We start from the raw sequence: 26,350 nt of genomic DNA on the forward strand, positions 1-26,350 counted from the left end.
CTCAACCTCCACGGGCTAAAAACGGTTAAAGGCGGCCGGGATGGCCGCCTTTTTAAGGATGAACTGAGATGCTCCGGTATAATTCCAAATACTGCTCGGCGCTGCGCTGCCAGGAAAAATCTTTTTTCATGGCATTAACCTGTAGTTTTTTCCAAATGTCGGGCATGCTGTATAAAATCAGCGCGCGCTTGATCGCTTCCATCAGAGAGCCGGCGCTGGCGTCGTTGAAAACAATGCCGGTGGCCGTGCCATTGCCGATTGTCTCAGGGACAGCGTCAACGACACTATCGGCCAAGCCGCCGGTTTTGCGGACGACCGGCAAAGTGCCGTAGCGCTGGCTGTACATTTGATTCAGGCCGCAGGGCTCAAACCGTGACGGCATCAGGAAAATATCGGCGCCGGCTTCGATAAGATGGGCCAGCGATTCATCATAGCCGATAGTGATTGCAATCTTGTCGGGATATGAATGCGCAAAATTCAACAGCCGTTGTTCAAAGACCTTGTCGCCGCTGCCGAGCAGTACAAATTGCATAGGCATGGCAGCCATTTCGGACAGGCACTCCAGCAACAGGTCTATGCCTTTTTGCTCAACCAGTCGGCTGATCAGTCCAATGACCGGAACATGCCCGTCAACCGGCAGCGACAGTTTTCTCTGCAGGGCGGACTTGTTGAGTTGTTTGTCCTGGAGCGATTCGGTCTGATAGTGCTGCTCAATGAGGGGGTCGGTTGCCGGGTTCCACTGTTCGGTATCAATGCCGTTGATAATGCCGCTTAAGAACTCCTTACGATAAGTCAAAAGTCCCTCAAGGCCGTATCCCAGTTCCGGCGTCTGAATTTCCAGCGCATAAGTAGGACTGACCGTGGTAATGCGATCGGCATATACCAGGCCGCCTTTAATGAAGGACAGCATGTTGTGGAATTCAAGCCCGTAAGGCTGCCATAACTGGCCCGGTAAATTCAATACGGCTGTACTGCTGCTCGGGAATAATCCCTGATAAGCCATGTTGTGTATAGTGAACAGGGTAACCGGCCGGTCGTGTTCCAGGGATAGCAACGCAGGAACCAGACCGCTCTGCCAGTCATTGCAGTGTACGATATCAGGTTGCCAGTTCAGGTGAGCCCGATCCATCGCGATTTCAGCGGCAATGCGGCAAAACAGGGCGAAACGTTCGGCATTGTTGGGCCAGTCGTTGCCTTGATCATCGTGGTAAGGATTGCCGGGATAATCGAAAAATTCGGGATAATCGACCAGCCAGACAATAACCGGGCTATCCGGCATGCGCGTTTCAAGAATGTTGACATCGCGGTTATCGACTCGCACGGAGCAAAGAAAGCGGACATCGCCCTGCGTTTTGATGGCCTGATAATGGGGCATGACCAGACGGACGTCTTGAGAAAGCTCGGCCAGTGCTTTGGGCAGGCTGCCTGAAACATCAGCGAGGCCTCCGGTTTTAATCAAAGGGTGTGCTTCGCTGGTGACAAAAAGTATTTTTTTCATAGCTTGTTTTTGCAATCCTTTATGGCTTTAAGATGATGGCTCCTAAAGGGGGTAAAGTAAGGCTGATGGAATGAGGCTGATTCATCCAGGCTATAGGCTCCGAGGTAACCTGGCCATTGCCGACGTTGCTGCCGTCATAATAGGTGGAATCGGAATTGAAGATTTCAGTGTAGGTGCCGGCTTGCGGAACGCCGATCCGGTAGTGTTCCCTGACGACCGGGGTAAAGTTAAGAATGATATACAGCTCTTCATGATCGCTTTTGCGGCGGTAACTGATAATGGACTGCTGCACGTCATGGCAATCGATCCATTCAAACCCGTGATGGTCAAAATCATGCGCGTATAGAGCCGGATGATCTTTATAGAGCGTGTTCAAGTCTTTGACCAGTTTTTGCACGCCGCGGTGATGCGCATAATCCAATACGTACCAGTCCAGGGCCCGGTTGAAATTCCATTCCGTGCCTTGCCCGAATTCGCAGCCCATAAACAGCAGTTTTTTACCCGGATAGGTGTACATATAGGTATATAACAGCCTCAGATTGGCAAAGCGTTGCCATTCGTCGCCGGGCATTTTGTTGACCAGAGAGCCTTTGCCATGCACGACCTCGTCATGCGAGAAGGGCAGGGTGAAGTTTTCGGTAAACGCGTAAAGCATGCCGAAGGTGAGTTGATCGTGATGATATTGGCGGTGGATAGGTTCCTGGCTCATATAGGCCAGCGTGTCGTGCATCCAGCCCATATTCCATTTCATGGAGAAGCCCAGCCCGCCGGTCCAGGTCGGCCGCGTCACCTGCGGCCAGGAAGTGGATTCCTCGGCCATGATGACGGTGCCGGGATGCTGGTCGTGCGTGACCGTATTCAGTTCTTTCAGAAAATCGATGGCTTCCAGATTCTCGTTGCCGCCATAGATGTTCGGAATCCAGTCGTCCGGGCCGCGTGAATAGTCCAGATAGAGCATTGAGGCGACGGCATCGACTCTCAGGCCATCGAGATGGAATTCTTCCAGCCAGAAGATGGCGCTGGACAGCAAGAAGTTTTTTACCTCATTGCGGCCGTAGTTATAGATCAGCGTGCCCCAGTCGCGGTGTTCGCCTTTGCGCGGGTCTTCATGCTCATAAAGCGCGCTGCCGTCGAAGCGGGCCAAGGCAAAGTAATCCTTGGGGAAATGCGCGGGCACCCAGTCCAGGATGACGCCTATATTATTTTGATGGCAAGTGTCGATGAAATAGCGGAAGTCATCGGGGGTTCCATAGCGGCTGGTCGGCGCGAAGTAGCCGGTGGTTTGATAACCCCACGACGCATCCAGAGGATGTTCGGTCACGGGCAGCAGTTCAATATGGGTGAAGCCCATTTCTTTCACATAATCGACGAACTGTGCAGCCAGTTCACGATAATTGAGAAAATTGCCCCGAGGATCACGTTTCCAGGAGCCCAGATGGACTTCATAGATCGACATGGGTTCATGCAGCCAATCGCGGCTTGTGCTGCGCTGGTTCATCCATTGGTGGTCCTGCCAGGCATAGCCTTTTTCATTCACGACAATGGATGCCGTTTTGGGGCGGAATTCAAATTGCTGCCCGTAAGGGTCGGTCTTGATCAGAACTTCATTGCTCTGCCGGTTCACTATTTCAAATTTGTATAAACAGCCGGTTGTCAGGCCCGGTATGAATAGCTCCCAGATGCCGCTGCTGCCGAGGTTCCGCATCGGGTGACAGCGGCCGTCCCACAGGTTGAAGTCGCCGATAACGCTGACCCGGCCGGCATTGGGCGCCCAGACGGCGAATAGCACGCCCTCAATGCCGTCAGCGCTATGCAAGTGAGCGCCCAGTTTCTGATAGATGTGCCAGTGGCGGCCTTCTCCGAATAAATGCCGGTCAAACTCCGATAACTGCACAGGAAAATCATACGGATCGTAATTCTCGTGCGGATGACCGTCCTTATCTATCCAGGAGAGCTTATAATGTTTTGGCAATTCTTCACTTTCGGCGTTATATTCAAAAAAGTCCGTACCGGTTATTCTCTGGAACGCAGGGCCATCATTATCCAAGCGCACTGATTCGGCGTAAGGCAGGTAGACTTTAATCTGAGTTGACTTGTTTTTTTGATGGCGGCCCAAAACAGAAAAAGGGTCATGATGCCTGGCTTCTATGATTTTAATAGAATCGGAGTCAAGCGTACTGGTCGACTGCTTTTTCACTTTGAATGCCCTCGGAATAGTAAGATAATGATTTCGTGATAATGAATGCGTAAATATTACCAAAAATTAAATAACAGTTGTGAGCCTATTCCACATGGAGATCGAAAATGTCAGCGACCAGTAATCAGCATCATGATCGTTTTGTCAGTCATTTAACACGCAATACCATTGCTTTAATCCTAGCCGGTGGTCGTGGTTCGCGATTGGAGAATATGACGGATTGGCGCGCCAAGCCCGCTGTTCCTTTCGGCGGCAAGTTCAGGATCATCGATTTTCCGCTGTCCAACTGTATCAATTCCGGCATCCGTAAAGTAGGCGTTCTGACCCAGTATAAAGCCGACTCCCTGATTCGCCATATCCAGCAGGGATGGGGATTTTTACGCGGCGAGTTCGGCGAGTATGTCGACCTGATGCCGGCCCAGCAAAGGCATGAGGAAGGCTCCTGGTACGCAGGGACTGCCGATGCGATTTACCAGAATATCGATATTCTGCGCAGCCGCAGGCCTGAATTCATCCTCGTACTGGCCGGCGATCATATCTATAAAATGGACTACGGCCCCATGCTGGCCGATCATGTCGAAAAAAATGCCGATTTAACGATAGGCTGCATCGAAGTGTCGCTGCAGGATGCGACGGCTTTTGGTGTCATGGACGTCGATGTCAACCGGCGCGTCAAGTCGTTCGTGGAAAAACCGAAAAACCCGCCGATCATGCCGGGTAGAACCGATACCGCACTGGCATCGATGGGGATTTATATTTTCAACGCCGCGTTTTTGTATGAACAATTGATCAAGGATGCCGATACGCGGGGGTCAAGCCGTGATTTCGGCAAGGATATTATCCCGTCCGTCATTGATAAATATGTGGTCAATGCTTATCCGTTCCTGGATTTGCAAAGCGGTGAGCAAAGTTACTGGCGCGATGTGGGTACGATAGATGCCTACTGGGCCGCTAATATGGAGTTGATTGGCGTTAAGCCGGATCTGAATCTCTATGACAAGAGCTGGCCGATCTGGACTTACCAGGTACAGGCGCCGCCGGCCAAATTTGTTTTTGACAATGACAAGCGGCGCGGAATGGCCGTCGATTCCATGGTGTCTGGCGGATGTGTTATTTCCGGATCGACAGTCAGGCATTCCTTGCTGTTTTCTAATGTTAGGGTCAATTCCTATACCACCTTGAAGGATACGATTGTTCTGCCTGAAGTCAATATTGCCCGCCATTGCCGCATCACGAAAGCCATTATAGAAAAAGGCTGTGAAATACCGGAAGGCACCGTGATCGGCGAAAACAGGGAAGAAGATGAAAAAAGATTTTATGTCAGCCCCGGCGGGGTCGTGTTAGTGACGCCTGATATGCTGGGGCTTCGAAGACACTACGTGAGATAGGCGAAGTGTCATGAGGGTCTCGAGAAGAAACATTTTATATTTCAGATGAGGTGATTTTGATTACGCCGGACAGTAAAGGACAAAGCGGACGACATTATGGTTGATAAAAAGAAATTGAAATTGGTATTGTGCTGGCATATGCATCAGCCGGAATACAGAGACTTGCAAACCGGCGAATATAAACTGCCCTGGACGTATCTGCATGTGATTAAAGACTACGTTGATATGGCGGCGCATCTGGAGGCGGCGCCCCAAGCCAAGGCCGTGGTAAATTTTGCGCCTATCCTGCTGGAACAGATAGAGGACTATGCCAAGCAAGTCAGCAGTTATTTGCATGACGGTATTTCAATTACTGACCCGCTATTGGCGGCGCTGGTTGAACCCAGCATTCCTGCCGATCCCGAAGCGCGCTTGAAATTGATCAAGGATTGCATGCGCGCCAACCGGGAGCGGCAAATCAATCGTTATCCGGCATTTAAAAAACTGGTTGAGATGGCCGAGTGGCTTGAACACCATTATGAGTCTTTAAATTACGTCAATTCCCAATTTATCAGCGACATTCTGGTCTGGTATCACCTGGCCTGGATAGGAGAAACCGTCAAGTTAGCGGATATCAGAATAAAGCGCTTGATAGAAAAAGGCGCCGGTTATACGCTGCATGAAAGACTGGAGATTCTGGAAATCATAGGCGAGCAGCTGGCTAACGTCATTCTGAGATATAAGGTATTGGCCAGAAAAGGCCAGATTGAGCTGTCGGTAACGCCTTATGCGCATCCGATCATGCCGCTTTTGCTGGATTTGAATTCTACGCATGAAGCCATGCCTCATGCGCCGCTGCCGGAACTGGATGCTTATCCGGGCGGGGAAGAGCGAGTCAGGTGGCATCTTGAAAAAGGCGTGCAGACCTTTAAACGCTTTTTTGGCTTTAAGCCGAAAGGATGCTGGCCTTCGGAGGGCAGCATCAGCGAACAGACGTTGAGAATACTGGATGATGTCGGCTTTGACTGGGCCGCAAGCGGCGGCTCAGTGGCGCATAACAGTTTAAATCTGATTGAAGACCCGGAAAAGCCGAGCATACATCATCCGTTTAAGCTTCAAAATACCGATATTGCCTGTTTTTTCCGTGATGACGGACTATCCGACCTGATCGGTTTTGAGTATTCCAAATGGCATGCCGATGATGCGGTCAGCGATTTGATTCATCATCTGGAAAATATTGCCAAGCATGAGCCGGGGGATACGGTCGTTTCTATCATTATGGATGGCGAGAACGCCTGGGAATATTTTCCTGCTAACGGTTACTATTTTCTCAGCGCTTTATATAAACGATTATCCAGTCATCCGGAAATTGAATTAACTACTTTTTCGGAATGCTTGAAAAATAAAGTGGATGTGAAGCCTTTGCCCAGACTGGTGGCCGGCAGTTGGGTCTATGGCACTTTCTCGACCTGGATAGGCGATTCCGATAAAAATCGAGGCTGGGATATGCTCGGTGATGCGAAATGGGCGTTCGATAAGGTTATCTCCACAGGACGCCTGACTGACGATCAGGTGCTCAAGGCCGAGCTTCAGCTGGCTGTCTGCGAAGGCTCCGACTGGTTCTGGTGGTTTGGCGATTACAATCCCGGAGAAGCGGTCAGTAACTTTGAAAAACAGTTCCGGCTTAATTTGACCAATTTGTACAGATTATTAGGTGAGGAACCGCCGGCTTATCTGTCTATGTCATTTACACAGGGTTCAGGCGCTCCGGCTATGGGCGGCGCAATGCGGCCCGGTATTGAACATATCTAAAAAATACTAAACAGGAATGACATGTTAAACAAACGCCGTGCCGGCATATTATTGCATATCTCATCGTTGCCAGGTGGCGGCATTCAGGGGGATCTGGGTCAGGAAGCGTATCATTTTGTCAATTTTCTCGCGGATGCCGGCATCACCGTATGGCAAACGCTGCCCTTGGGCATGACCCATGCGGACCGTTCGCCTTATCAGTGCTTATCGGCGCATGCAGGCAATCCGTTATTTATTAGCATGGATTGGCTGGCCAATAAAGGTTGGCTGCCATTATCCGCGCGGGACTATCAAAACGCTTCAAATTCGGACAAAACCTACTTGACGGCAATGGCCTTTCAAGGATTTCTGGAACGTGCCGATCCACAGGAGAAGGAGCAATTTGCGCGTTTCTGCAAGACGCAGGCATTCTGGCTCGATGATTTTGCCCTATTTATCGCGCTCAGGAATGAGTTTAATCAGCTGTGCTGGATTCAGTGGCCGGAACACTTCAAGGAAAGAGATACAAAAGCGATAAAAGAAGCCTGCCGACGCCTGAACGTGGAAATTGAGAAAACCAAATTCGAACAATACGTCTTTTTCAGGCAATGGCTGGAATTAAAGGCTTACGCTAAAGAGCGCGGCGTGCTGTTGTTCGGGGATATTCCCATCTTCGTCTCTTACGATAGTGCCGATGTCTGGGCTAACCGTCAGGTTTTTAAACTTGACGAGTCCGGTCAAATGTCCGTAGTGACAGGCGTGCCGCCCGATTATTTTTCCGCCAAGGGGCAGCGCTGGGGAAATCCTCATTATGACTGGGAATATCTTAAGGACACCGGATTCCGCTGGTGGGTTGAGCGTATGCATACCCAGCTTGAGCTGTTCGATATTCTACGTATAGATCACTTTCGAGGGCTTGAGGCTGCCTGGGAAATACCGGCCGAGGAGGAGACGGCGATTCATGGTCAATGGGTTAAGGCGCCAGGAGAAGAGCTGCTGAACGCCATAAAAGCCGAACATGGATCAATTCCGTTGGTTGCTGAGGATCTGGGCGTCATTACCCCGGAAGTCGTGGAACTGCGTGATGAATTTGGGCTGCCGGGTATGAAGATTCTGCAGTTTGCTTTCGGAAGCGGACCTGATAATCCGTATCTGCCGAACAATTATGAAAAAAATTGCGTGGTTTATACCGGCACTCACGATAATGATACGACTTTAGGTTGGTCGCAAGCATTGAGCGAGGAGGAAAAAAGATTCGCTTACGAATATCTCGGCAATCCCTCAATGCCTCTGCACTGTGTTCTGATACACGCCGCGCTGGCGTCGGTCGCCAATCTGGCGATCATTCCTATGCAGGACGTTCTGGAACTGGATTCCAGTCATCGGATGAACGTTCCCGGCACTGCTGAAGGCAATTGGCAATGGCGTTTCCAGTGGGACCAGTTGTCGCATGAGCGGGCTGCCAGATTGGCTCATCTTGTTAAATTGTTCAATCGTAACTGATGTTACGCACGGGCGCTTTCATCCCGTTTGCTGTGCCGAGCACCGCAGTTTTCGGCGAGAATAGGCGGTAGGCTGGGTTGATAAACCCAGCATTTTGGCCGCCCCTGCCGGGTTTCCGCTAAAGCTCCAACCCAGCCTACACAGGTTGTTAAAAGCAAGTAACTCGCCTTCGGGTGCGATAAATCCGATCAAATAAAACCGTCGCTCTAGCGACACTTTATTAAACCTCAACTAACTGCGTAACCTCAGATCGTAATTAAGACGAGGCGACCTTGAGAGGCCGCCTTTGCCTTTATCAGGATAATTTAATCATCATCTTTATGCTTCACCTGTTTCGGTATAGGCAATAAAGGGACGTTGTAGCTTTTAATGATTGCTTGAATCTTGTCCGCGTTGGCGGCAATCAGTTTATTGAGTGTTTCCTGTCTGGCCTTATCGCCAAAACGCACGCCCATCGCCATCGAGAAATCGAATTTCATGCCAGGGGCTGACTGCATCGGAATCATCGTATAACTGTTCTTGGGGCTTTCGGAAATGACATAGCCGGCCATCGGGCCCCAAAGAATAACCATGTCGATCTTTTTGGCGTTCAGGTCCTTGAGTATCTGCATGGCTACGTTATTTTCCGCATCGCCTGACATGGATTGATAGGGAATGCCCTGGTCAAGCAGGCCGTTTTGCTGCAGCCAGGCTGTTCCTGGGCCGCGGTCGAACATGGCAATCCGCAATTTTTCCTGACGCTCCGGCGATAGATCGGCCAACTGAGAAGCATCCTTTATGTCATCCCAGCCGCGGCCCTTGGCAATCAACAGCACATAAGTTGAATGGTAGTAAGGTACTGTGGTTAACGTGAGGTCATAGTCGGCAGGAACCCCCATAATGACATCGCACTTAAACTCTTTACTGTCTACATCGTTTTCTTTTAATGGCGCGTTCAAGGTATTGCGAACAAAGCCGATACGTTGAGGAAGCCATGTGTATTCAAGCGTCTGTCCGAGTTCCTTGGCGAACAGTTCGGCGATTTTATTTTCAAAGCCGTCCTGACTTTTAGACGAATAAGGCGGGTTCAATGGATCTGCGCAGACTTTGAATTTTTCTTCTGCTGCGGCCGAAAACGTCATTGCGGTTAAAAATAACCCGGCAAGTACTCTATGAATCTGATGCGAAGCCCGCATTAAGTTCTCCTTGTGTGAATTGGACAATAAGAACAACTAGTTTACTGTATAACGAATTGTTATTTAAACAAAAAGTTAGTTCAATGCAGGTGCTTAGACCTGATAAGGCAGAATTGTATCCGGCTTAATGTTAAGTTCGGCGAAGATTTTCGTTAATAGCTTTTTTTCTTCATCAATAATTCTGTCTCTTAATCCGTAAGGATACTGGGTCGTACAGGCTGCGGCGATGTCCAAGCAGTATTCAAAAATGGTTGGATGCCTATGCGTGGGCACTGCCTTAGAGACAATTGATCTCAATTCTGTCAGCAAGCGGGACGAAGGCCGGTTATGCGCAAAGCGATCAAGAAAAGCATCGGCATCTTCAGAAGTGACTACCTGAATGCCTGCTATGCGGTCCAAGAAGGCAATATGCTCGATAAGGAAGTTGTAGAGAAGCCTTAACTCCCCAGGCTGGTTATCGTCATCGGCCCATATGATTTCAATCAATGGCATCAAATCCAGAAAATAAAAATCGGCAGGGCGCAGGTTGAATTCGTTCATTAATTGATCGAATGCATATTGCGGTGACATAGAATTTCCTTATAAGGGATAGAAAAATCTAACTATAGCTCAGGTTTATATTATGTCTAGCTTAGGAAACTGAACAGCAAAAAAAAAGCCCTGACCGGTAATCGGCCAGGGCTTTTGGGATCAATCTAAAAAATCAGATCGATTTATTAATTAGGTAATGCGAATACAGTTAATGTACCACCTAATTTAGTGAAAGAGCTCAAGCTTCTGTATGCGCCAACAGCACCTAAACCTTCAGAGTTTGAGTTTTCTTCACCGGTGTCAAGACCAGCAGCGATACCGATACCAGCCCAGCCGCCGATACCTGACAGAACGCCAACGTATTGTTTGCCGTTGTATTCCCAGGTATTAACGTTGCCGATGATGCCGGAAGGTGTTTTGAATCTGTACAATTCTTTACCGGTTTTAGCATCAACCGCTTTCAGGTAGCCTTCCAGAGTGCCGTAGAATACAACGCCGCCGGCTGTAGCAACAGAACCTGACCATACAGAGAATTGCTCTTTGTTAGACCAGGCGATTTTACCGGTTTTAGCGTCATACGCTGTAAATTGACCCAGGTTGGTTGAGTCATCAGGTTTGCCTGTCAGAACGTCTGCACCAGCAGGCTGCATGGTCAGAGTGGCACCTACATAAGGCTGACCGGCTGTGTATGAAACTTCGAATGGTTCGTAGTTCATGCACAAGTGGTTGCCTGAAATGTAGAACAGGCCGGTGTCAGGAGAGTAGGAAACAGGCGCCATATTTTTAGCACCCAAAGCAGCAGGGCAAATGCCTTCGCTGTTCACGTCTTCACCGTTGTGCTCAGTAGAATATTGTGGAACAACTTGAGGACGGCCTGAGTTCATGTCAACGTGGGTAGCCCAGTTGACAGATTTGTCGAACTTTTCAGCAACCAGCAATTCACCGGTTTCACGATCCAGCGTGTAGCCAAAACCGTTACGGTCGAAATGCACGATAGTTTTATGCATTTTGCCTTTGACTTCCTGGTCAACCAGAACAGTTTCGTTGATACCGTCGAAATCCCACTCGTCGTGAGGCGTCATTTGGTAAACCCATTTAACTTCCCCGGTGTCAGCGTCACGAGCCCACAGGGACATGGACCATTTGTTGTCGCCAGGACGTTGCACAGGGTTCCATGTAGATGGGTTGCCTGATCCGTAATATACCAGGTTCAATTTAGGATCGTAGCTGTACCAACCCCAGGTTGTACCGCCGCCGATTTTCCATTGGTCGCCTTCCCAAGTGCTTGTGCTTGAGTTTTCACCCACTGGAGTGACTTTGCCGTCTTTCCAGGTAGTTGTCTTTTTAGGATCGATCAGCGTATCGCCGTCTGGACCCATGCTGTAGCCTTTCCAAGCCAGTTCGCCGGTTCTGATGTCATAAGCGGCCAGGAAACCACGAACACCGAATTCACCGCCAGAAATACCAGTCAGTACTTTATCTTTAACAACTAATGGCGCTTGAGTGTTGGTCATGCCCAGTTTAGGGTCGCCGTTCTGTACGCTCCATACGCGTTTACCGGTTTTAGCATCCAAAGCTGTTAAAACGGTATCGGATTGTTGCAAGAAGATTTTGCCGTCACCGTAAGCTAAACCGCGGTTAACGGTGTCGCAGCACATAACCGGAATAGTAACGTCAGCATCTTGAGTAGGCGTGAATTCCCAGATTACTGATTGAGTTTTTTGGTCAATCGCGTAAACAGTGTTGGGGAATGGGGTGTGGATGTAAAGAACATCGTTAACTACCAGCGGGCCGCCTTCATGGCCACGTAATACACCTGTAGAAAAAGACCATGCAGGTTGCAGATTTTTAACGTTGTTGACGTTGATCTGATTCAGTTTGCTGTAACGAGTACCTGCGTAGTTGCCACCCCAAGCAGCCCAGTTAGCTGGGTTTTGAGTCAATTTCTCAACTTCGGTGTTAGCAGTTGAAACCGCTGGCGCAGCTAATATAGCAGCTACACTTGAAGCAAGCAGCCAACTTTTTAAAGGCTTCTTCATATATATTTCTCCTGATATTCTGCTAATTAGACAGAATACTGATTATGTTTTTTAAGACTAATATTAGTTTTAAAGCATTAGGGTGACTTCTTATTCTAAAAGGAATTTTTCCTGGTCACACCAGACGCCTAAATTTAATGATTTTGCCTCAAAAGTCAACTTTTAAGGTGATTATAAGATCTTTACTGTGTGCTTGTCTGGGCTAAGATTGCGGAAAGTAATCAATGTTTATTTCTTCAAAATAAAACACATATCCGATAAAAATACTGGAAATTTAATGATTTTTTGAGTCTGTCAGTCCTGGCGTACATGGCAACTTTATCTCGATATACCGCCTGCTTTTGCGATTGGTTTGCATTGATGGGCCTGAATTTAGCGGAGCCTCACCTGACTAGGAAATCTAATAAAGGCCGATACCTGGATCTGAATGTCAGACCTTATTTAACTTAATTGTTCGGTTAAATGGTTTCTATGCGATAACCATTGCGGTTCCAGCACAACACCTCGGCCGCATCCCTTCGCCAAGCGGAAAGTACAAAGCGTTGGGCTGGCTGACCGTTTATTTCGAAGTCATGAACGCCGGGCCGGTGAGTATGTCCATGAATCAGGCGCAAGCAGTTGTGTTCCCGCATGACGGTTACTACCGTGTCTTGATTGACGTCCATGATTTCCTGCGTTTTTTTACGTTTATGAAAGTGGCTGCGAAAACGGTACCAGCGCGCCATCAGTAAACGCAGGAGCAACGGTTTCGATAAGACATAGCGTTTCCATTCCGGCGTATGTGATTTGGCTCTAAAAGCCTGATAGGGCAGGTCGTCGGTGCAGAGCAAATCGCCGTGTGTGAGCAAGGTAGACATGCCATAAAGATCAATAACCGCATAATCATCAATCAAAGTCACGCCGGTCTCCTGGCAGAATTTATCGCCCAGCAGGAAATCGCGGTTGCCTTGCTGTAAATAGACTTTCGCGCCCGAACCGGTCAATTGCTTCAGATGTTTTCGGATCTTGCTGTTGGGCGGAGTAGGGTCGTCATCGCCTATCCAGGCGTCGAAAAGATCCCCCAGAATATAAATAGCTTCTGCCTTGGTGGCTCGCTGTTCAAGAAAGTCTAGAAATCGGCGGGTGATTTCAGGTTTATCCAGAGAGATATGGAGATCTGATATGAATAGGATGTCTTTATTCATGAAGAAATAGTGCAAAAAGCCCAAGGCAGCATTAGGTTTTGCCTTGGGCTTCTAGTCATTCCTCTTGGTTTGGCGATTATTTAATGACTTCAGCTTTTTCAATCACGATGTCGGTTTTAGGTACATCCTGATGCGGGCCGCGGTTGCCTGTCGGTTGCTTGGCCATGGCGTCGACTACTTCCATGCCTTCAACCACTTCGCCAAAAACGGCATAACCCCAGCCATTAGGCGTAGGGCTGGTATAGTTCAGGAATGAATTGTCTTTGTAGTTGATAAAAAATTGCGCAGTTGCAGAGTCGGGGTCTGGTGTACGGGCCATGGCGATAGTGCCGCGATTGTTCGGCAGACCATTGTTGGCTTCGTTTTTAATGGAAGCATGAGTGGCTTTTTGGTTGAAGCTGGTATCGAAGCCGCCGCCTTGTGCCATAAAGCCGGGGATGATGCGATGGAAAATAGTGCCGTTATAAAAGCCTTCGTTAACATAAGTCAGAAAATTTGCCGATGAAACAGGCGCTTTTTCAGAATTCAGCTGAATGACGATTTCACCGAGCGTCGTTGTTAATTTAACTTTTGGTTGTGTGTCAGTCATTTTGTTTTCCGTTGCAAAAGAAAGTGTTGATAGGGACAGCATCATGGAAAGAATGAGGATGCGCATGGATTTTCCTTGTGGGTGATGCAAAGGGCAGATTCTATGTGTTTTTATCTTGAAAGAGAAGTATGTGCTTGGTAAATTGTGCGGTTTTGTTTATAAATCTACATAAATTTCATCCGGCTGGCTGTCTTGCAGAAGTCGATTGCGGGCACTTGGGCGGATTCTTTAACGATATGGCATGGTAACTCAATGTTAAAAATATATAACACCCTGACTCGAAAGAAAGAATTGTTTCAGCCGCGCGAAGCCGGCAAGGTCGGCATGTATGTTTGCGGCATGACAGTTTATGACTACTGCCACATCGGCCATGCCCGCGTCATGGTTGTGTTTGATACGGTTGCACGTTATTTTCGTCATTTGGGTTACGACTTGACCTATGTGCGCAATATCACCGACATCGATGACAAGATTATTCAGCGGGCCAATGAAAACGGCGAAGAATTCGGCAAGCTGACGGAGCGTTTTATCGAGGCCATGCATGAGGATGAGCGCGCGCTGTCGGTGCTGCCGCCCGATATCGAGCCCAGAGCCACACAATCCATCGAGCAGATTATCGCCATGATTGAGACCTTGGTGGCTAAAGGACTGGCTTATGTCGGCAGCAATGGCGATGTGTTCTATTCAGTCAATAAATTCAAAGATTACGGTCAATTGTCGGGCAAGAACCTGGATGAGCTGCAAGCCGGCGAGCGTGTCGATGTGGATCTTGCCAAGCAGAATCCGATGGATTTCGTGTTGTGGAAAATGGCCAAGCCGAGTGAGCCTGCCTGGGAATCGCCTTGGGGTCTGGGACGTCCCGGTTGGCATATCGAGTGCTCGGCCATGTCGACCTGCTGCCTGGGAAATCATTTCGACATCCATGGCGGCGGCATGGACTTGCAGTTTCCTCATCATGAAAATGAAATCGCCCAGTCGGAAGGCGCGACCGGCGAAAAATTCGTTAATTTATGGATGCACAACGGCTTCGTGCGCATCAATGAAGAGAAAATGTCCAAATCGCTGGGCAATTTCTTTACCGTTCGGGAAGTACTGCAGCGCTATCGGCCGGAAATCATCCGGTTTTTTATTCTTTCCAGTCATTACCGCAGTCCATTGAATTATTCCGATGAGCATCTGAATGAGGCGGGAGCGGCTTTGACGCGGCTTTATACAGCGTTGCGCGGCGTCGAAATGGCAGAGGCGGCAGCAGAAGCCGATTACAAAGCACGGTTTGAACAGGCTATGGACGATGATTTCAATACGCCTGTCGCGCTATCGGTACTATTCGATTTAGCCAGAGAACTGAATAAGGTCAAGGAAAACAATCGGGAAAAGGCAGCGCAATTGGCGGCTACGCTAAAGTATCTAAGCGGTTTACTCGGAATACTGCAAGATGATCCCGATGCTTTTCTTAAAGGCGGGGCAATAGCCGGTTCGGGCACTGAGAGCTTATCGGATGAGCAGATTGAACAGCAAATCCAGGCGCGCCTTGAGGCTAAGAAGAATAAAGACTGGGCGACCGCCGACCGCATCCGTGATGAATTGAAAGAACAGGGTATTATTCTGGAAGATGTGCCGGGCGGTACGAACTGGCGTCGGGAATAATATAGCAAAAGTATTTAGGCTCACGGTAAAGCCGAAATATCATCTCAGGACACATGGCTTGTCCCTGAAACAGAGTTAATGATTAAAGAAGGATAGTAATGAGCGAAATAAAAGATAAATCAGTCCAGACATTCCTTGATGAATTGGCCAGTAAAGCGCCTACGCCCGGCGGCGGCAGTGCCGCTGCCGTGATGGGAGCGCAGTCGGCCGCTCTGACCAGCATGGTGTGCAATCTGACTATCGGCAAGCCCAAATACGCCGAGGTTGAAGCTGAAATGCAGGCGCTACTGTTGAAATCGGAAGCGCTGCGGGAAAAACTGATCGGCATGATTAAAGCCGACGTGGATGTCTTTGATCGTTTAATGGCTACTTACGGCTTGCCGAAAGAAACGGAAGAGGAAAAGGCAGCGCGCAGCGCGGCCATTCAGTCCGTATTGAAAGAAGCGACTGAAGTGCCTTTGGCTTGCGCCCGCGCTTGTAGAGAGGCGATCGAATTAAGCCGTATTGCCGCAGAAAAGGGTAATCTGGGCGTGATCAGTGATGCCGGCGTGGCTGTCATGGCCGGTTACGGCGCCTTAAAAAGTGCGGCTCTGAATGTCTACATCAACGCGGGCAGTCTTAAGGACAGAGACTTTGCCGAGGCAAAGCTGGCGGAATTGGAACAGATCATGAAAGACGCTGATGTAGCTGCTGAAGAGATTTATCAGCTTGTTAAAGCCAAATTGTAATCATCAAATTCGGCCGTCGTGCAGGCGGCCGGGCGTGATTTAAATGCGATAATGAAGTTTTGTAATTTCAATGACTTATGTTTTATTTGAAAAATAACTATAAAAATAATCAAAAAATGGTTGACGAGATAGGGGATACCCCTTATCATAGTCATCTCTTCAAGGGTGGTTGAGAAGTTTAGCAAGCCATTAACAAAGAAGGTCGTCGGGGTATAGCGCAGTTTGGTAGCGCGCCTGCTTTGGGAGCAGGATGTCGGGGGTTCGAATCCCTCTACCCCGACCAATTTGCGCTTGTAGCTCAACCGGATAGAGCACCGGCCTTCTAAGCCGGGGGTCGCAGGTTCGAGTCCTGCCAAGCGCGCCATTTCTTGAGAAGTCCACATTATGGTGAGCGTAGCTCAGTTGGTAGAGCCCCGGATTGTGATTCCGGTTGTCGTGGGTTCGAGCCCCATCGTTCACCCCATCTCCATAATTTCTCTTTTCTTTAATTATTCTGCTCACACTCTTAGGTCTCATGCTGAATCCAGAGTTCAAGCTGTGCTCGGCACAATTATTTCTGCAATCAATCGCATTTCCATATCATATTCCAGTAGACCAGTAATGAGTTTAAGCATGGCTGCTGATCCAGCGCACAATATCTGCTGCGCTCATAGCGCCTGACTGACGGGCAATTTCACGGCCGGCTTTAAATAATACCATCGTAGGAATGCTGCGAATGTTGAATTGAGCGGCAATGCCCTGTTCCTGTTCAGTATTGAGCTTGGCCAGACGTACCCGAGGCTCAAGCTGAGCCGCAGCCTGGGCGAAAGCCGGAGCCATCATCTTGCAAGGCCCGCACCAAGGCGCCCAGAAATCGATAACGACAGCAATATCATTGCGCGAAATATGGCGTTGGAAATTATTGCCGTTTAATTCCAGCGGCTGTCCCGCGAATAAAATTTGTTTACATTTGCCGCAATGAGGATGATGATCCAGGCGTTCGGAAGGAATTCGATTTATGGTATGGCAAAAAGGGCAGACAATATGCAGAGAGCTCATGTTGAAGATCTTCTTTATAGTTTAGACAGGCCTGATATAAGGCCATCACGTCTGAAAATCAATATGCGTCGCTATAGTTATGTTTTTGAGTTGACGGGACGGACGCTTCCGTCGTTCATATCGATAATATAAGCGCGGCCAAAACCGATCACGTATCGTCCATTTTCAGGGTGCAAAGCAAATAGATGAAAATCGGATAGTGAACGTAACAAGTTGACGACTTCGCCGAATTTGGTGCTCAGGGCTTGCAACTGGACAGCGTAGATTTCATCATCATGCGGTATTTCCTCGGCTTTGCATCCAAATACAGCCCTCTCGCGCGCAAATAGATTATGAGACTCGGATTCCGGACGGATAAACATCACAGATGCCTGCGGATTCTGCAGCAAATTGGCGGTGTGGCTGGCCAGTTCGCTGACAAAGACATAAAAGCATCCTGTCTGATCTTGTACAAAAGGCGCATAACTAATGTCGGGAGCGCCGTTCGCTGTAGCGGTCGATAGCAATAATGTCTGCTGAGATGCAATCAGTTTATGACAATCAAGGGCTATGTCGTCAAGATTTTCGGTTTCGTTCATGTCAGGCATGTCCTATGTTTGTATTCGCCATTGTCGGATATTTTGTCCACATCCAATTTTTATGGTCTTTTGAGCAGTATTGAGTCAGATTGATTTAACTGCAGAATTACGCCCGTTGTTGTGTTTCATCTGTATTGTTTATTATTGAGCAGGCTCGGCGGCGAATATCAATCTGTTAACTGGATGATCAAAAGTTTTTCTTCTTCGAACTTTACCAGAAATATCGGTTTCAAAAATAAGCGAAACTTAAGTTTTTTTGATTGGGGAAGAAATAGATTCAAGACAATCCTTTTGTTGAAAAAAGAAGGCTAACCGCTCTCTGTATCGCGCTTCAAACTGGCCAGGTCGATAACGAAACGGTACTTCACATCGCTTTTCAGCATGCGCTCATAGGCTTGATTAATCTGCTGGATCGGAATGATTTCGATGTCGGCCGTAATGTGGTGCTGGGCGCAGAAATCGAGCATTTCCTGCGTTTCCTTCAAGCCGCCGATGAGAGAGCCGGCAATGCGGCGGCGCTTGAAGATCAGATTGCCCACGTTCGGGGAAGGATGCGCGTGATCGGGCACGCCCACCAGACATAAAGTGCCATCCCTCTTGAGCAATGCCGTGTAGTCATCCAGATTATGCGAGGCGGCCACAGTATCCAGGATGAAATCAAAGCTGGCGCGCTGCTTGCCCATCGCCTCGGAATCTTTCGATACGACCACTTCATGCGCGCCTAAACGCTTGGCATCCTCTATTTTGCTTGCAGAGGTTGTGAACAACACGACATGAGCCCCAAACGCGCGCGCGAATTTTACTGCCATGTGGCCGAGCCCGCCTAAGCCTACAATGCCGACTTTGTCGTTCGGCCCTATCTGCCAGTGCCGCAACGGGGAGTAAGTGGTAATGCCCGCGCATAACAAGGGCGCTGCCGCTGCCGGATCGAGGCTATCCGAGATATGCAGGACAAAACGCTGATCGACAACGATCCGGCTGGAATAGCCGCCATAAGTCATGCGGCCGTTATGCGGATCAGGGCTGTTATAGGTGAAGGTGGCCGCATCGCAGAACTGCTCCTGATGATCATGGCAATCGGGACAGGTTCCGCATGAATCGACCAGACAGCCGACGCCGACCAGTTCGCCGACTTTAAAATCCGTTACGGCGCTGCCGATAGCGGCCACTTTGCCAACGATTTCATGGCCCGGCACGATCGGGAAAACCGAACCGCCCCATTCATTACGAACCTGATGAAGATCGGAATGACAGACGCCGCAGAATAAAATCTCGATCTGGACATCAGTCGGCATGGGATCGCGTCGCTCAAAGCGGAATGGTACGAGCGGAGCATGGTGATCATGGGCGGCATAGCCGATAGTTTTCTGCATAATAATGCTCCTGTTAAGAGATTTTTCATATAAGCCAGCCGGTATCAAGCGGCGCACTGGCGCATACATTTGCAATTCACAATAAAGCCAATTCAAAGAATTGGGACAGTTTAGGCTTTTAAAATCATCAAAAGATTTTTCAAGAGGACTATATGCGCTCATAATTGGATTCAGCTATGATAGCGTAATCATTTAGTTATAAATGGTTTCTGTTAATAATCTTTAACTGTTTCTAGCATAATAGCCATTGAAAAATTCCGCTGGGTCAAACAATCTGTATTTTTCCATCCGGCTTGCCTTGGCGCTGGTGGCTGTTTTGTTTGCCGGTTGCGCCCATGAGCCTAAAGTCGCTCCCGCAAGGCCCATGCAGTCGCAACGGCCGCCGGTTGTGGATTATGCTCTAAGCCTGCAAGGCGTGCCTTATCGCTACGGCAAGGATTCGCCGCAGGAAGGCTTCGATTGCAGCGGCTTTATCAAGCACGTTTATGAACGGCAGGGTATTTCCTTGCCGCGTACGACACGCGAGATGGCTCGGTCGCTGCCTTCAATTTCAATACATGATCTCAGCTCAGGCGATCTGGTCTTTTTCAACACCAATGGTCGCCAGTTTTCCCATGTCGGCCTGTATATCAGCGATAATAATTTCATCCATGCACCCAGTCAACGTACCGGCAGAGTGCTGGTATCCAGTCTGAATAATCAATACTGGCGCCAGCATTTGATTGGCGCACGCCGTCCCATACAATGGCGCTAAACTGGAATTTTTATCCTTAGAAAAAGTTATTCATGCAGGCGCAAACCCGAAAGAAACCTTATCAGCAGCTTTATTTTCAAGTATTGACGGCTATTGCTCTGGCCATTTTGCTCGGCCATTTCTATCCTGAAGCCGGCATCGCCATGAAACCGCTGGGCGACGGCTTCATCAAGCTGATCAAGATGATCATCACGCCGATCATCTTCTGTACTGTCGTTTCCGGTATCGCCGGCATGCGGGACATGAACAAGGTCGGACGCGTCGGCATCAAGGCGCTGGTTTATTTTGAGGCCGTCAGTTCGTTGGCGCTGGTCATCGGATTGATCGTGGTCCATGTCATCAAGCCCGGCGCGGGCATGAATATTGATGTCGCCACGCTCGATACCAAAAGCCTGACGGCCTATACGACGGCGGCGAAATCGCAAAACGCGGTGGATTTCCTGCTCAATATCATTCCCGCCAGTGTTGTCGATGCCTTCGCCAAGGGAGACATTCTGCAGGTGCTGCTGTTTGCGTTGTTGTTCGGTTTCTCGCTGGCTGCGCTGGGGCAGTTCGGCGAAGACGTAAAGCTGTTCATCGACAAGATCTCGCAGGTGCTTTTCGGCATTGTGGCAACTATCATGAAACTGGCGCCGATCGGTGCTTTCGGCGCCATGGCTTTTACTATCGGCAAATACGGCATCGCATCGCTCGCGCCTTTGGCGAAATTGATGGGCAGCTTTTATCTGGCCTGCCTGCTGTTTATTTTGATCGTGCTGGGACTGATTGCGCGATTGGCGGGCTTCAGTATTCTGAAATTCATACGCTATATCAAGGATGAATTGCTCATCGTGCTGGGCACGTCTTCTTCGGAATCGGTATTGCCGCGCATCATGCTGAAAATGGAGAAGCTGGGCTGTTCGAAACCGGTCGTGGGACTGGTGATTCCGACCGGCTATTCATTCAATCTGGACGGGACATCGATTTACCTGACCATGGCCGCGATTTTTGTCGCACAGGCCACCAATACGCCGCTGACGCTGACCCAGGAATTGACGATTCTGGGCATCTTGCTGTTGACCTCGAAGGGCGCATCGGGCGTGACCGGCAGCGGCTTTGTTACCCTGGCCGCGACGCTGTCGGCCATTCCGGCCATTCCGCTGGCAGGGCTGGCATTGATTCTCGGCATAGACCGCTTTATGTCCGAGGCGCGCGCGTTGACCAATCTCATCGGCAACGGCGTTGCGACCGTGGTTGCCTCTAAATGGGAAAGTGAACTGGACAGGAAACAGCTTGATGCGGAGCTTAACGGTATGGGCGAAGCGGTTGAGCTGCAGATTCCTGAATAATTCCTCTCATGTCACATAATGGCCGTGGATTTTTACCGCGAAGAACACGAAGGCCGCGAAGTTTTATATTATTCATAACCTAGCCGGACAGGGCATGTTGCCCTGTCCGAAACGTTTGATATTGGTTAGTGCAGTCCCTTAGCTCAGACATTGCAGAAACGTTAGGAACGGGGTTGCAACCCCCATTCCGCTTGAAGCTGCTTTTCCAATGATTTCATGGCCCGGCACGAAGCTGATCGTGACACATTATTGATGCCGATAAATCCGGTAAATACTGCCGGTAAAGTCATCCGAAATATAGATAGCGCCGTCCGGCCCTTCGGCAACATCAACTGGTCTGCCTATGACATCGCCTTGCCGCTCAAAACCTGTGATAAAGTCACGTTCCTTGATCGCACCATTGGGTTCGAAATGCAGCGATACAACTTTATAGCCGATTTTTTGGGTGCGGTTCCAGGAACCATGCAGAGCCACTAACGCTGAGTTTTTAAATTTTGACGGCAAGTTTTTACTGCGAAGAAAAGTGATGCCAAGAGGCGAGGCATGGGCGGCAAATTCATGAATTGGGGCCTCGCTGCCGCTTATTCTTTCCTCATTGCCGGCACCAAAATCGGGATCGGGGACTTTATTGCCATTGGCATAAGGCCATCCGTAAAATTTGTCTTGTTCAATCCGGTTAAGTTCGCAGGGAGGGAAGTCATCGCTTAGAAAATCACGGCCATTATCGACGCCGAACAGTTCATGAGTGACCGGATGCCAGTCAAAGCCGACCGTATTACGCAGCCCCGTCGCAAATAGCGTTTCATGTCCTCCGTCCGGGTCATAGCGCAGCAGGGCCGCCCGCTTCGGGGTATTTTCCAGGCAGGCATTGCAGCTCGATCCGACCGATACATACATCAGGCCATCCGGGCCGAACCGCACCGTGCGGCTCCAGTGATTGCCGCCGCCCGGAATATCGGTGACGATACGCTCGTATTCGCCTTGTGTCGCGCGTGATCGGGCATCGAAGCGTACGCGCCCGATTGCATCGGTTTCGGCAACATACAAACGTCCCTGATAGAAATCCAGGCCGTGCGGCCGTTTCAGCCCGGTCAGCAGATCCCGTCTGCCATCCGGCGCGCCGTCATGATTGTCATCCCGCTCAAGCAATACGACCCGGTCGTCAGAGGGCAGGCTTACCAGCAGATCGCCCGCTTCAGTAAAACGCAGCATGCGGGCGCCCGGTAAATTCTTTGCATAGATTGAAATCGAAAATCCCGGCGGCAGGCGTAAGCGCGCACTCAGCTGTTCTTCAGCCGGCGGATTTTTCTTCAGAACGGGCGTATTGATGCCGAACAAACGGGAAACCAGGAATCCTAGAATGGCTCCTATGATAATGATACGCGCCAGTGTCCAAAGAGATTTATGCATAGGAATGTCCATCCGATTATCAAAATTCTTTTCGGGGCTGTTTCAAGTCGCATTTTTGTTATTTGAACGGGCACCAATCAGGAAGTTTCTTTTCAAATGAGTAAGACGTTCATCAATATTTTCTTGGAGATTACTATGGCTGAAACCGGAATCGATAATGACGCAGTGGTGGCCGTGCTGAATAAAATCCTGGAAACCGAATTGGCCGGTGTTGTTTGTTATTCGCATTACGCATTGATGATATATGGCTATAACCGTATCCCCATTGTTTCGTGGCTGCGCGGTCAGGCAGCCGAATCCTTGACTCATGCCAATGAAGCAGGTGAATTGATTACCAATTTTGGCGGACATCCTTCTCTTGGCATCGGCCCGTTGCTGGAATCGCACCGTCATGACATCGGCGACATCCTTACGGAATCGCTGGAGCATGAAATGCTGGCTTTATCGGCTTATTATGAATTGCTGGAGCTGGTGAAAGACAGAAACGTGATGCTGGAGGAGTATGCCAGGCGCCTGATCGCGCAGGAGGAAACGCATCTGAGCGAAGTGCGCAAAATGCTCAGAAAACCCGGCCAGTAAAGAAATCTGTGTAAATTTCCAGGTCGCGATAAAATAGGCGGCTGACAAGACTATGATGTGAATTGCCATGAGCTATTATAAATACCACGTATTTTTCTGTACCCACCAGCGCGAGAATGGCAGTGCCTGCTGTGCGAACCGCGGCGCTTCGATTGTGCGCGATTATGCCAAGGATCAGGTTAAAAAATTGCAACTGAACGGGCCGGGCAAGTGCCGCATCAATAACGCCGGCTGCATGGATCGCTGCGGCGAAGGGCCTGTGCTGGTGGTTTATCCTGAAGAGGTATGGTACACCTATCGCGATAAGGCCGATATCGACGAGATTATTGAAGAGCATCTGCAGCATGGGCGGATCGTCGAGCGCTTGAAGATCTAGGCGAACAAACCCATCCAGCCTACTGGTTGTCTTTGACGGACTGCGTCAAGCCGCGCTTCTGCGATATAATGGCTGCCCCAATATAAAAATTGCCGCTATCGGTTTGAGCGGCCTTCATTGATCATTAATCCATAACCTTGTTGTACGGCGGCAGGGGTTATCGTAAGGAGAATTTTGTGGCAAGGGCCAGTGATTTAAAAAAAGGTATGGTTGTCGAAATCAACGGCATTCCGCATGTGGTCAAGCAAGTCGAAGTCAGAAGCCCTTCGTCCCGCGGCGCGACGACGTTGTATAAAGTCCGCTTTAACAATCTCAAGACGGGCCAGAAGCTGGACGAGTCTTTAAAGGGCGATGATTTCTATAAGGACGCCGACTGTATACGCGCCAAAGTGCAGTTTTCTTATATCGATGGCGACAATTACATCTTCATGAATATGGAAGACTATACCCAGTACAGCCTCAGTGCCGAGGATCTGGAAGGGCAGAGGGAATACCTGACCGAAGGTCTCGAAGGCATAGTGGCTTTGCTGATAGATGACGCCTTGCTGGCTATCGAATTGCCCGGATCGGTTGCGCTCAGGATCGTGGAGACGGCGCCCGGCATTAAAGGCGCGACGATGACAGGCCGCACCAAGCCGGCGCGCCTGACAACCGGCCTGGAAGTCCAGGTGCCGGAATACCTGGAAAATGAAGAGCTGATCAAAATAAATACCCTGACCGGCAAATTCATGTCGCGCGCTTAATATTGGCTACTATTGAATTGGGCAATCCCGCGGTTGCCCCTATGACAGACCTCGTGTGGACAATCTCTTAACCGTACCTCAGGGCGAATTCAAATTGAATCGCCTGCCGTTGCGTGCGCGCGAATTGCTGCGCGCCTGGGACGCAGCCGATGAATACCTGCTCGATTATCTGGCCGAAGACGGGAAACTGCCGGCCGATGCCCGGATTTTAATTCTCAACGACACATTCGGCGCGCTGGCCGTGGCCCTGAGCCGTTTTGGGCCGCAGGCGATGTCCGATTCCTATCTGTCGCAGCAGGCGACACGCATGAATCTGGCCGAGAATGGCCTGGCCGAAGACAGCGTCAGGCTGCTGAGCAGCCTGGACGCACCGGGCGGCGTCTTCGATCGGGTTCTGATCAAAGTGCCCAAGACACTGGCTTTACTGGAGGATGAACTGATACGCCTGCAGCCGCATTTGACCTCATCGACGCAGATTATCGTGGGCGGCATGATAAAGGCATTGCCGGCTTCAGTCTGGAAAATACTGGAGCGTCTGGTCGGACCGACGACAACATCTCTGGCGCACAAGAAGGCGCGGCTGATTTTCGCTTCGCCGGATCCGAAGCGGATGGTGCCGGCCAATCCTTATCCGGTTCGCTATCGGCTCGAGGGCACCGATTATCTGATTGCTAATCATGCCAACGTGTTTTCGCGCGACAGCCTCGACATCGGTACGCGCTTTTTTCTGCAACACCTGCCCGTCAAGCCCGAAGCGCGCGATATTGTTGATCTGGGCTGCGGCAATGGCGTAGTCGGCCTGATGGCGGCTGTACGCAATCCGCAGGCGACCGTTCACTTTGTTGATGAGTCCTTTATGGCCGTGGCTTCCGCCGAAGAAAATTTCCGTCGCGCTTTGGGAGCGAAGCGGCAGGCGATATTTCGCGCCGGCGATGGAGTGACGGATTTTGAGCCGAATTCGGCCGACTTGATTCTTTGCAATCCGCCTTTTCACCAGCAGCATACCGTAGGCGATCAGATCGCTTCGAGCATGTTCAAGCATTCGCGCAGGATATTGCGGCCAGGCGGCGAGTTATGGGTGATCGGCAATCGTCATCTGGATTATCACGTCGTGCTTAAACGGCTTTTCGGCACCTGTTCGGTCGTCGCAGCCAATGCGAAATTTGTGATTTTGCGGGCCCGTGTCAACGGCTAGTAACTTTAGGGCAAAAAAACTCCCAATGCCGAAAAGAGCATTGGGAGTATGAGAGGTCAAACAGGACAATCAATCGTCACTATCTGGAGTGCAATACCAGGAGATGGTAAAAAATCTTAGCTGTGCAGCTTGCGATTGAAGAATATGTTGCTAAAAATAGCCGATGCTGCGAACAGAACGGTAGAAACAATGAATTCGCCGGAAATAAAACCGAAAACACCGGTGATGAACATCAGGCCAATTAAAACATCTCTTTGAAAATCAGTCATTTTGAAGATCCGTTAGTATGTTGAGAATAGGAAATAAGTGAATTGAGGCATACTATACAGACGCACTTATTAGTTGACAATATGGCTAATTATTAATTAATAATTTCTTTTTTTGAAATAATTATGGGGCTGATTGTCCTGATTCGGCATGAATCCCATCATCAAGCAAACAAAGGTCGCCATTTTCAGCTAGAAATTGGAATCAGTTGATATGACGTTTCATGGTGGACAAGTTCTGCCATTCATTATCCGCCGCCCTCTGCGCGGTACAAATTTATCTCAATGACTCTGTTGCACCAACGCAACGTCAGAAGCAGATTTATTAGGAGAGTAAATTGTATAGGCTCTTATTGGATTCCGGGGAGATACCCAAGCATTGTTGACTCCTTGAATTTGAGGTTCAGTATCGCCATATAGGACGGATGATTACCTTACCTCAACTATTAGACAACGCCAAA

The 26,350-nt window shown here is 49.5% G+C and carries 23 protein-coding genes and 3 tRNA genes; 14 read left to right on the plus strand and 12 right to left on the minus strand.

Going from position 1 to position 26,350, the window contains the following annotated elements; genetic code table 11:
- Positions 1-52 precede the first annotated feature (52 nt).
- Positions 53-1,498, minus strand: coding sequence for a glycogen synthase GlgA (gene glgA, locus V2P20_RS01595; protein WP_331815391.1), 1,446 nt, complete (start codon positions 1,496-1,498; stop codon positions 53-55).
- Positions 1,499-1,517: 19 nt separating this feature from the next.
- Positions 1,518-3,695 carry a 1,4-alpha-glucan branching protein GlgB gene (glgB, locus tag V2P20_RS01600; protein ID WP_331815393.1) on the minus strand — a complete coding sequence of 726 codons (2,178 nt, stop codon included), beginning with the start codon at positions 3,693-3,695 and terminating at the stop codon, positions 1,518-1,520.
- A 107-nt stretch (positions 3,696-3,802) separates the two neighbouring features.
- Here glgB and glgC point away from each other — a divergent pair, with 107 nt between their 5' ends.
- The 3 genes from glgC to malQ all read left to right on the plus strand — a co-directional run bounded on the left by glgC (position 3,803) and on the right by malQ (position 8,356).
- Positions 3,803-5,083, plus strand: coding sequence for a glucose-1-phosphate adenylyltransferase (gene glgC, locus V2P20_RS01605; RefSeq protein ID WP_194969367.1), 1,281 nt, complete (start codon positions 3,803-3,805; stop codon positions 5,081-5,083).
- Positions 5,084-5,179: 96 nt separating this feature from the next.
- The gene (locus V2P20_RS01610) at positions 5,180-6,874 is read left to right on the plus strand and encodes a glycoside hydrolase family 57 protein (protein WP_331815398.1); all 1,695 of its coding nucleotides are present in this window, start codon (positions 5,180-5,182) and stop codon (positions 6,872-6,874) included.
- 21 nt (positions 6,875-6,895) lie between these two features.
- The gene (malQ, locus tag V2P20_RS01615; protein WP_331815400.1) at positions 6,896-8,356 is read left to right on the plus strand and encodes a 4-alpha-glucanotransferase; all 1,461 of its coding nucleotides are present in this window, start codon (positions 6,896-6,898) and stop codon (positions 8,354-8,356) included.
- Between the two features lie 305 nt (positions 8,357-8,661).
- Here the strand turns inward: malQ and V2P20_RS01620 are convergent, their stop codons facing one another.
- From V2P20_RS01620 to V2P20_RS01640, 5 genes are all read right to left on the minus strand, one after another.
- Positions 8,662-9,531 carry a quinoprotein dehydrogenase-associated putative ABC transporter substrate-binding protein gene (locus tag V2P20_RS01620; RefSeq protein WP_331815402.1) on the minus strand — a complete coding sequence of 290 codons (870 nt, stop codon included), beginning with the start codon at positions 9,529-9,531 and terminating at the stop codon, positions 8,662-8,664.
- Positions 9,532-9,624: 93 nt separating this feature from the next.
- The gene (locus V2P20_RS01625; protein WP_331815404.1) at positions 9,625-10,101 is read right to left on the minus strand and encodes a hypothetical protein; all 477 of its coding nucleotides are present in this window, start codon (positions 10,099-10,101) and stop codon (positions 9,625-9,627) included.
- A 146-nt stretch (positions 10,102-10,247) separates the two neighbouring features.
- Positions 10,248-12,101: a methanol/ethanol family PQQ-dependent dehydrogenase gene (locus tag V2P20_RS01630; RefSeq protein ID WP_331815406.1), complete on the minus strand. Its 1,854-nt coding sequence runs from the start codon at positions 12,099-12,101 to the stop codon at positions 10,248-10,250.
- 458 nt (positions 12,102-12,559) lie between these two features.
- The gene (gene lpxH, locus V2P20_RS01635; RefSeq protein WP_331815408.1) at positions 12,560-13,285 is read right to left on the minus strand and encodes a UDP-2,3-diacylglucosamine diphosphatase; all 726 of its coding nucleotides are present in this window, start codon (positions 13,283-13,285) and stop codon (positions 12,560-12,562) included.
- 76 nt (positions 13,286-13,361) lie between these two features.
- Entirely contained in the window at positions 13,362-13,940 is a 579-nt protein-coding gene (locus V2P20_RS01640; RefSeq protein ID WP_331815410.1) for a peptidylprolyl isomerase, read from the minus strand.
- A 186-nt stretch (positions 13,941-14,126) separates the two neighbouring features.
- Here V2P20_RS01640 and cysS point away from each other — a divergent pair, with 186 nt between their 5' ends.
- The 5 genes from cysS to V2P20_RS01665 all read left to right on the plus strand — a co-directional run bounded on the left by cysS (position 14,127) and on the right by V2P20_RS01665 (position 16,712).
- On the plus strand, positions 14,127-15,521 hold the full coding sequence (gene cysS, locus V2P20_RS01645) for a cysteine--tRNA ligase (protein WP_331815413.1): 1,395 nt from the start codon (positions 14,127-14,129) through the stop codon (positions 15,519-15,521).
- Positions 15,522-15,619: 98 nt separating this feature from the next.
- Positions 15,620-16,249, plus strand: a complete 630-nt coding sequence (gene fchA / locus V2P20_RS01650) for a methenyltetrahydrofolate cyclohydrolase (RefSeq protein WP_331815416.1) — start codon at positions 15,620-15,622, stop codon at positions 16,247-16,249.
- 206 nt (positions 16,250-16,455) lie between these two features.
- Positions 16,456-16,532: transfer RNA gene (locus V2P20_RS01655), tRNA-Pro, on the plus strand.
- 4 nt (positions 16,533-16,536) lie between these two features.
- Positions 16,537-16,613 (plus strand) — tRNA-Arg (locus V2P20_RS01660).
- A 23-nt stretch (positions 16,614-16,636) separates the two neighbouring features.
- Positions 16,637-16,712 (plus strand) — tRNA-His (locus tag V2P20_RS01665).
- 143 nt (positions 16,713-16,855) lie between these two features.
- Here the strand turns inward: V2P20_RS01665 and trxC are convergent.
- From trxC to V2P20_RS01680, 3 genes are all read right to left on the minus strand, one after another.
- Positions 16,856-17,287, minus strand: coding sequence for a thioredoxin TrxC (gene trxC, locus V2P20_RS01670; protein ID WP_331815418.1), 432 nt, complete (start codon positions 17,285-17,287; stop codon positions 16,856-16,858).
- Between the two features lie 77 nt (positions 17,288-17,364).
- Positions 17,365-17,865 carry a pyridoxamine 5'-phosphate oxidase family protein gene (locus tag V2P20_RS01675; RefSeq protein ID WP_331815421.1) on the minus strand — a complete coding sequence of 167 codons (501 nt, stop codon included), beginning with the start codon at positions 17,863-17,865 and terminating at the stop codon, positions 17,365-17,367.
- Positions 17,866-18,173: 308 nt separating this feature from the next.
- Entirely contained in the window at positions 18,174-19,238 is a 1,065-nt protein-coding gene (locus tag V2P20_RS01680) for an NAD(P)-dependent alcohol dehydrogenase (protein ID WP_331815424.1), read from the minus strand.
- A 247-nt stretch (positions 19,239-19,485) separates the two neighbouring features.
- On the opposite strand from V2P20_RS01680, the gene V2P20_RS01685 reads away from it, so the two are divergent.
- Positions 19,486-19,992: a C40 family peptidase gene (locus V2P20_RS01685; RefSeq protein ID WP_331815427.1), complete on the plus strand. Its 507-nt coding sequence runs from the start codon at positions 19,486-19,488 to the stop codon at positions 19,990-19,992.
- Positions 19,993-20,024: 32 nt separating this feature from the next.
- Positions 20,025-21,320 (plus strand): dicarboxylate/amino acid:cation symporter, encoded by a 1,296-nt coding sequence (locus tag V2P20_RS01690; protein WP_331815429.1) that lies wholly within the window; start codon positions 20,025-20,027, stop codon positions 21,318-21,320.
- Positions 21,321-21,566: 246 nt separating this feature from the next.
- Here the strand turns inward: V2P20_RS01690 and V2P20_RS01695 are convergent, their stop codons facing one another.
- The gene (locus V2P20_RS01695) at positions 21,567-22,730 is read right to left on the minus strand and encodes a sorbosone dehydrogenase family protein (RefSeq protein WP_331815431.1); all 1,164 of its coding nucleotides are present in this window, start codon (positions 22,728-22,730) and stop codon (positions 21,567-21,569) included.
- A gap of 135 nt (positions 22,731-22,865) precedes the next feature.
- On the opposite strand from V2P20_RS01695, the gene V2P20_RS01700 reads away from it, so the two are divergent.
- The 4 genes from V2P20_RS01700 to V2P20_RS01715 all read left to right on the plus strand — a co-directional run bounded on the left by V2P20_RS01700 (position 22,866) and on the right by V2P20_RS01715 (position 25,623).
- Positions 22,866-23,309 (plus strand): ferritin-like domain-containing protein, encoded by a 444-nt coding sequence (locus V2P20_RS01700; RefSeq protein ID WP_331815433.1) that lies wholly within the window; start codon positions 22,866-22,868, stop codon positions 23,307-23,309.
- Positions 23,310-23,376: 67 nt separating this feature from the next.
- Positions 23,377-23,685 (plus strand): (2Fe-2S) ferredoxin domain-containing protein, encoded by a 309-nt coding sequence (locus tag V2P20_RS01705; protein WP_331815435.1) that lies wholly within the window; start codon positions 23,377-23,379, stop codon positions 23,683-23,685.
- Between the two features lie 176 nt (positions 23,686-23,861).
- The gene (gene yeiP, locus V2P20_RS01710) at positions 23,862-24,428 is read left to right on the plus strand and encodes an elongation factor P-like protein YeiP (RefSeq protein WP_331815438.1); all 567 of its coding nucleotides are present in this window, start codon (positions 23,862-23,864) and stop codon (positions 24,426-24,428) included.
- Between the two features lie 55 nt (positions 24,429-24,483).
- Complete coding sequence (locus tag V2P20_RS01715) at positions 24,484-25,623, plus strand: methyltransferase (protein ID WP_331815441.1); 1,140 nt, start codon at positions 24,484-24,486, stop codon at positions 25,621-25,623.
- A gap of 116 nt (positions 25,624-25,739) precedes the next feature.
- On the opposite strand, the gene V2P20_RS01720 is transcribed toward V2P20_RS01715, so the two are convergent.
- Complete coding sequence (locus V2P20_RS01720) at positions 25,740-25,892, minus strand: hypothetical protein (RefSeq protein ID WP_194969386.1); 153 nt, start codon at positions 25,890-25,892, stop codon at positions 25,740-25,742.
- Positions 25,893-26,350: the final 458 nt, after the last annotated feature.

This window comes from Methylobacter sp. Wu1 (assembly GCF_036553575.1).
Lineage (GTDB): Bacteria > Pseudomonadota > Gammaproteobacteria > Methylococcales > Methylomonadaceae > Methylobacter.

What these genes read in the sequence shown, in the direction of transcription:
- glgA (WP_331815391.1), bottom strand. Translation starts at nt 1,498, where the DNA reads ATGAAAAAAATACTTTTTGTCACCAGCGAAGCACACCCTTTGATTAAA.
- glgC (WP_194969367.1), top strand. Translation starts at nt 3,803, where the DNA reads ATGTCAGCGACCAGTAATCAGCATCATGATCGTTTTGTCAGTCATTTA.
- V2P20_RS01610 (WP_331815398.1), top strand. Translation starts at nt 5,180, where the DNA reads ATGGTTGATAAAAAGAAATTGAAATTGGTATTGTGCTGGCATATGCAT.
- malQ (WP_331815400.1), top strand. Translation starts at nt 6,896, where the DNA reads ATGTTAAACAAACGCCGTGCCGGCATATTATTGCATATCTCATCGTTG.
- V2P20_RS01620 (WP_331815402.1), bottom strand. Translation starts at nt 9,531, where the DNA reads ATGCGGGCTTCGCATCAGATTCATAGAGTACTTGCCGGGTTATTTTTA.
- V2P20_RS01625 (WP_331815404.1), bottom strand. Translation starts at nt 10,101, where the DNA reads ATGTCACCGCAATATGCATTCGATCAATTAATGAACGAATTCAACCTG.
- V2P20_RS01630 (WP_331815406.1), bottom strand. Translation starts at nt 12,101, where the DNA reads ATGAAGAAGCCTTTAAAAAGTTGGCTGCTTGCTTCAAGTGTAGCTGCT.
- lpxH (WP_331815408.1), bottom strand. Translation starts at nt 13,285, where the DNA reads ATGAATAAAGACATCCTATTCATATCAGATCTCCATATCTCTCTGGAT.
- V2P20_RS01640 (WP_331815410.1), bottom strand. Translation starts at nt 13,940, where the DNA reads ATGCGCATCCTCATTCTTTCCATGATGCTGTCCCTATCAACACTTTCT.
- cysS (WP_331815413.1), top strand. Translation starts at nt 14,127, where the DNA reads ATGTTAAAAATATATAACACCCTGACTCGAAAGAAAGAATTGTTTCAG.
- fchA (WP_331815416.1), top strand. Translation starts at nt 15,620, where the DNA reads ATGAGCGAAATAAAAGATAAATCAGTCCAGACATTCCTTGATGAATTG.
- trxC (WP_331815418.1), bottom strand. Translation starts at nt 17,287, where the DNA reads ATGAGCTCTCTGCATATTGTCTGCCCTTTTTGCCATACCATAAATCGA.
- V2P20_RS01675 (WP_331815421.1), bottom strand. Translation starts at nt 17,865, where the DNA reads ATGAACGAAACCGAAAATCTTGACGACATAGCCCTTGATTGTCATAAA.
- V2P20_RS01680 (WP_331815424.1), bottom strand. Translation starts at nt 19,238, where the DNA reads ATGCAGAAAACTATCGGCTATGCCGCCCATGATCACCATGCTCCGCTC.
- V2P20_RS01690 (WP_331815429.1), top strand. Translation starts at nt 20,025, where the DNA reads ATGCAGGCGCAAACCCGAAAGAAACCTTATCAGCAGCTTTATTTTCAA.
- V2P20_RS01695 (WP_331815431.1), bottom strand. Translation starts at nt 22,730, where the DNA reads ATGCATAAATCTCTTTGGACACTGGCGCGTATCATTATCATAGGAGCC.
- V2P20_RS01700 (WP_331815433.1), top strand. Translation starts at nt 22,866, where the DNA reads ATGGCTGAAACCGGAATCGATAATGACGCAGTGGTGGCCGTGCTGAAT.
- V2P20_RS01705 (WP_331815435.1), top strand. Translation starts at nt 23,377, where the DNA reads ATGAGCTATTATAAATACCACGTATTTTTCTGTACCCACCAGCGCGAG.
- V2P20_RS01720 (WP_194969386.1), bottom strand. Translation starts at nt 25,892, where the DNA reads ATGACTGATTTTCAAAGAGATGTTTTAATTGGCCTGATGTTCATCACC.